Raw genomic sequence first — 5010 nt, forward strand, 5'->3', positions numbered from 1 at the left:
ACTCCTGCGCCACCTGGCCGATCACGATCAGCTTCTCGGGAGTGATCTCGCCGCCAGGGATCCGCGGCACGACGGAGTAGGTGCCGTTGCGCTGGATGTTCGCGAGGTAGGCGTCGTTGGTGTCCTGGAGGGTGCGGGTCGGGCCTTCGAGGACGTGCCCGTTGAGCTGGGAGGCGAGGATCGAGGCGACCGTCGGCTTGCAGACGTCGCAACCGCGCCCACGGCCGTGGGCCTCGATGATGTCGTCGAAGCGCGTGTAGCCGTGGACGGCCACCACGTCGAACAGTTCCTGCCGCGTCAGCGCGAAGTGCTCGCACAGACTGCGGTCGACGACCAAGCCCTGCGCCGCGAAGAACTCCTCGACGACCTTCTTGACCACCGGCTTGCAGGACCCGCACGTGCTGCCGGCCTTGGTGCACTGCGTGACGCACGAGGCGCTGTCGCAGGTGCCGCCCTCGCCGACCGCCGCGAGGATCTGCGCCTTCGTGACGTCGTTGCACGAGCAGACCTGGGCCTCGTCCGGGAGCCCGATCTCCGTGAGGGAGCGCCCAGCGGGGAGGATCAGGTCCTCGGGGTTCTCCGGGAGGGCGATGCCGGAGGCGACCATCGGACGGAGGACGCCGTACGCCGAGGCGTCACCGACCAGCACGCCGCCGAGCAGCTGGGTGCCGTCCTCGCTGATGACCAGCTTCTTGTAGACGCCCGCGACGGCGTCGGAGTAGACGAGCTCGAGCGCACCCTCGGTCGTCGCGTGCGCGTCACCGAAGCTCGCGACGTCGACGCCGAGGAGCTTGAGCTTGGTCGACATGTCCGCGCCGGTGAACTCCCCCGCCCCGCCAAGCAGCGTGTCGACGACGACCTCGGCCATCGCGTAGCCGGGCGCCACGAGCCCGTACATCACGCCACCAGGAGCGGCGCACTCGCCGATCGCGTAGATGTGCTCGTCACTGGTGCGGCAGTGCGCGTCGACCAGGATCCCGCCGCGCTCCGCGATCGCCAGGTCCGCGCTCCGGCCGAGGGCGTCGCGTGGCCGGATGCCGGCGGAGAAGACCACGAGGTCCACGTCGAGCGACTTGCGGTCCTTGAGCGCCATCCCGGTGACCTTGTCGGTGCCCAGGATCGCCTCGGTCATCGCGCCGGTGTGGACGGTCAGGCCCAGCTTCTCGACGTGGCGGCTCAGGGTGCGACCGCCCGCGGCATCGATCTGGACCGCCATCAGCCGCGGGGCGAGCTCCACGACGTGGGTGTGCAGTCCCAGCTGGCTCAGCGCGTTGGCGGCCTCGAGGCCGAGCAGGCCACCGCCGACGACCGCGCCGCTCCTCGCACGCTTGGCCGCCTTGCGGATCGCCTCGAGGTCCTCGATGGTGCGGTAGACGAAGACGTGGTCGAGGTCCTTGCCCGGCACCGGCGGCACGAACGGGGAGGCCCCGGTCGCGAGCACGAGCTCGTCGTAGTGCAGGTCCTCGCCGGTGTTCAGCGTGACGATCCGCAGCCGCGGCGACACCGCGACGACCTCCACCCCGGTGCGTAGCGTGACGCGCGGGTCGTCGTACCTCCCCTGCGGGAGCAGACTGAGCGCCTTGGCACCGACCTCGAAGAACGACGTCAGAGCGACCCGGTCGTACGCCGGGCGCCGCTCCTCGCCGATCACGACGACGTCATGGGTCTCGGTGAGGCCGCGCTCGATCGCGGCCTGCACGAAGCGGTGGCCGACCATGCCGTGGCCGACGACGACCAGCTTCTTGCGGAGGTGGGGGCTCATACGAGGGCTCCTTCTCTGAGTAGCTCGCGGACGGCCGTGGCGCAGCCGCCGCAACCGGTGGTGGCGCGGGTGGTGTCACGGACCTGGTCGAACGACGTGCAGGCGCGGATCCGGCCGGCGCTGACGCCGGAGCAGGCGCAGATCTCCGCGTCGTCGGGGAGGACGACGGGCGCGGAGGTGCGCTCCGCCGTCAGCAAGGCGCCGGCCTCGTGGCGGCCGAGCACCGTGCCGCGGTCGTAGTGCTGGGTGATCAGCCCGATCCGGGAGAGGTCGCCGACGAGCGTGGCCGCGACGATCACGCCGTCGCGAAGGACGAGCTTGCGGTGGCTGCCGGTGACCGGGTTCGACATCTCGACGACCTCGCCCTCGGTGTGCTCGGGGTCGCCGAGCACCGCGACGTCGAGTCCGGTCGCGCGCAGTCGCGCGACGTTGCGGCTCCCGGCGTACGCGATCTGTTCACCGCGCAGGTGCCGGGCGAGCAGGCCGGCCTGCTCCCACGCCGGCGGCACGAACCCCGTGACCTGCAGGCCGTGCTGGGCGCAGTCACCGATCGCGTGGATGCGCGGGTCCGAGGTGCGCAGCAGGTCGTCGACGACGATGCCGAGACGTACGTCGAGCCCCGCACGGCGAGCCAGCGCGGTCGACGGCCGGCCGCCCGCGGTGAGCACGACGAGGTCGGTCTCGAGCACGTAGCCGTTGTCGAGCACCAGGCCCGCCTCGGTGAGCCGCACCGCGCGGGCGCCGGTGTAGACGCGGGTCCCGAGCCGGCCGAGGTCGCGGGCCAAGATGACGCCGGCCTTGGCGTCGACCTGGCTGCGCAGCAGGTGGTCGCCGCCCTCCACGACCTCGGTGTCCAGGCCGCGCACCCCGAGCGCGCGCGCGACCTGGAGCCCGAGCAGCCCGCCGCCGACGACCACCGCCCGCTCCGCCGGTCGAGCTGCTCGTGACCCCTGGAGCGCCCCCTCCAGCCGCCGGCAGTCCTCGAGGCTGCGGAACGCGTGCACCCGGTCGTCGAGCCGCCCGTCGACGCGCACCAGGCCGCGGATCGGCGGCAGCGTGGGGATGCTGCCGGTGGCGAGCACCAGCCGGTCGTAGGGCACCCGGCTCCGGTCGGCGAGCTCGACCTCGCGCTCCTCGCGGTGGATCTCGACCACCCGGGTCCCGAGCCGCAGGTCGACGCCCTCCGGCACGGCCATCGCGATCGCGGCCGGGTCGTGGGTGCCCTCGAGCACCGCCGACAGCAGGATCCGGTTGTACGGCGGGTGCTGCTCGTCGCCGAGCAGCGTCACCTTCGGGTCGTCCGCCTCTGGCACGTGTATGGACCGCCCTGAGGCGGACGGCCCGAGGAGCTCGGCCAGCCGGACGGCCGCCATCCCGGCCCCGACCACCACCACGCGCTCCCGGGCGGTCATGCGCTCACCGCCGCGGCACACACCTTGAACTCCGGCATCCGGCTGGCCGGGTCGAGCACGTCGTTCGTGAGCCGGTTGGCGCCGACCCAGTGGAACGGCACGAACACCGTGTCCGGGCGGATGGTGCTGACCACGCGCGCGGGGGCCTTGAGCTCACCGCGCCGGGTGGTGACGAGGACCGGCTCGCCGTCGTACGCACCGATGCGGTCGGCCAGCATCGGGTGCAGCTCGACGAACGGGCCGTCGTCGGGGAGGTCGGCGACGCGGCGGGTCTGCGCGCCGGACTGGTACTGCGCGAGCATGCGACCGGTCGTGAGGTGGATCGGGTATGCCGCGTCCGTGGGCTCGGCCGGCCCGCGGTGCTCGACCGCGACGAACCGGGCGCGACCGTCGGGCGTCGCGAACGACGAACCGAACAGCCGCGGGGTCCCGGCATGATCGGCCGACGGACACGGCCAGAACACCCCGTGCTCAGCGCGGATCCGGTCGTAGCTGATGCCGGCGTAGTCGGCGCGGCCGCCGCTCGAGGCCCTGCCGAGCTCGGCGAAGACCTCCTCGGGGTCGGTCGAGAACACCACCGGGGACCCGAGCCGCTCGGCGAGCGCCGCGATCACCTCGAGGTCGGTGCGCACGCCCTCGGGCGGGGTGGCGGCCCGCTCGCGCAGGATCACCCGGCCCTCGAGGTTGGTCATCGTTCCGGTCTCCTCGGCCCACTGCGTGACCGGCAGGACGACGTCGGCCAGGGCCGCGGTCTCGCTCATCACGATGTCGGCGACCACCAGCAGGCCGAGCGACTCCAACCGCGAGGTCACGTGGGTGGCGTTGGGCGCCGAGACGACGATGTTGCTGCCGAACACCAGCAGGGCCTGAGGTCCGCCGTCGGTGCCGAGCGCATCGAGCAGCTCGTACGCCGAGCGCCCCGGGCCCGGCAGGGAGTCCGCGGGCACGCCCCAGACGCGGGCGACGTGGTCGCGCGCGGCGGGGTCGTCGATCATCCGGTAGCCGGGGAGCTGGTCGGCCTTCTGCCCGTGCTCGCGGCCGCCCTGGCCGTTGCCCTGGCCGGTGAGGCAGCCGTAGCCGGCGTGCTCCTTGCCGGGCATGCCGAGCGCGAGCGCGAGGTCGATCCAGGCGAGCACCGTGTCGGTGCCCTGCGCGTGCTGCTCGGCGCCGCGGGCGGTGAGGACCGTGACCCGCTCGGCCCCGGCCAGCAGCTTCGCGCAGGCCCGCAGCTGCGCGGTCTCGACGCCGGTCTCCCGCTCGACCCGTTCGGGCCACCACGCGGCGATGGAGCGGCGTACGTCCTCCCAGCCGGTCGTGCGCGCGGCGACGTACTCCTCGTCGACGGCGCCCGCCGCGGCGAGCAGGTGCAGCAGCCCGAGCGCCAGCGGGAGGTCCGCGCCCGGCACCGGCTGGAGGAACAGGTCGGCGCGCTCGGCGGTCGCCGTACGACGAGGGTCGACGACGACCACGCGGCCACCGTTCTCCCGCAGCCGGTCGAGGTGGCGCGCCGCGGGCGGCATCGTCTCGGCGAGGTTGGAGCCGACCAGCACGAGCACGTCGGTCTGCTCGATGTCGGCCAGCGGGAACGGCAGCCCGCGGTCGATCCCGAACGCCCGGTTGCCGGCCGATGCGGCCGAGGACATGCACCACCGGCCGTTGTAGTCGATCTGGCTGGTGCCGATCGCGACCCGCGCGAGCTTGCCGAGCTGGTAGGCCTTCTCGTTGGTGAGCCCACCTCCCCCGAACACCGCGACCGCATCCGGGCCGTACGAGGCGCGCAGCTCGCGCAGCCGGCCGGCGACGAGGTCGAGTGCCTCGTCCCAGCCGGCCGCGCGG

Annotated in this window: 3 protein-coding genes; all 3 read right to left on the reverse strand. The window is 73.3% G+C overall.

Annotation, left to right across the window (positions count from 1 at the left end):
• Window positions 1-1762, reverse strand: a 1762-nt coding sequence (gene nirB / locus Q0L15_RS12580) for a nitrite reductase large subunit NirB (RefSeq protein ID WP_296604785.1), incomplete at its 3' end; no start/stop codon positions are given.
• Window positions 1759-3174: an FAD-dependent oxidoreductase gene (locus Q0L15_RS12585; protein ID WP_296604786.1), complete on the reverse strand. Its 1416-nt coding sequence runs from the start codon at window positions 3172-3174 to the stop codon at window positions 1759-1761. The genes nirB and Q0L15_RS12585, both read right to left, overlap by 4 nt.
• Window positions 3171-5010: molybdopterin oxidoreductase family protein (locus Q0L15_RS12590; RefSeq protein ID WP_296604787.1), on the reverse strand; the 1840-nt coding region annotated here is incomplete at its 5' end. The genes Q0L15_RS12590 and Q0L15_RS12585, both read right to left, overlap by 4 nt.

Source organism: Nocardioides sp. (assembly GCF_024509035.1).
GTDB lineage: Bacteria > Actinomycetota > Actinomycetes > Propionibacteriales > Nocardioidaceae > Nocardioides.

Coding starts and splice junctions, on each gene's coding strand:
- Q0L15_RS12585 (WP_296604786.1), bottom strand. CDS start 3,174: ATGACCGCCCGGGAGCGCGTGGTGGTGGTCGGGGCCGGGATGGCGGCC.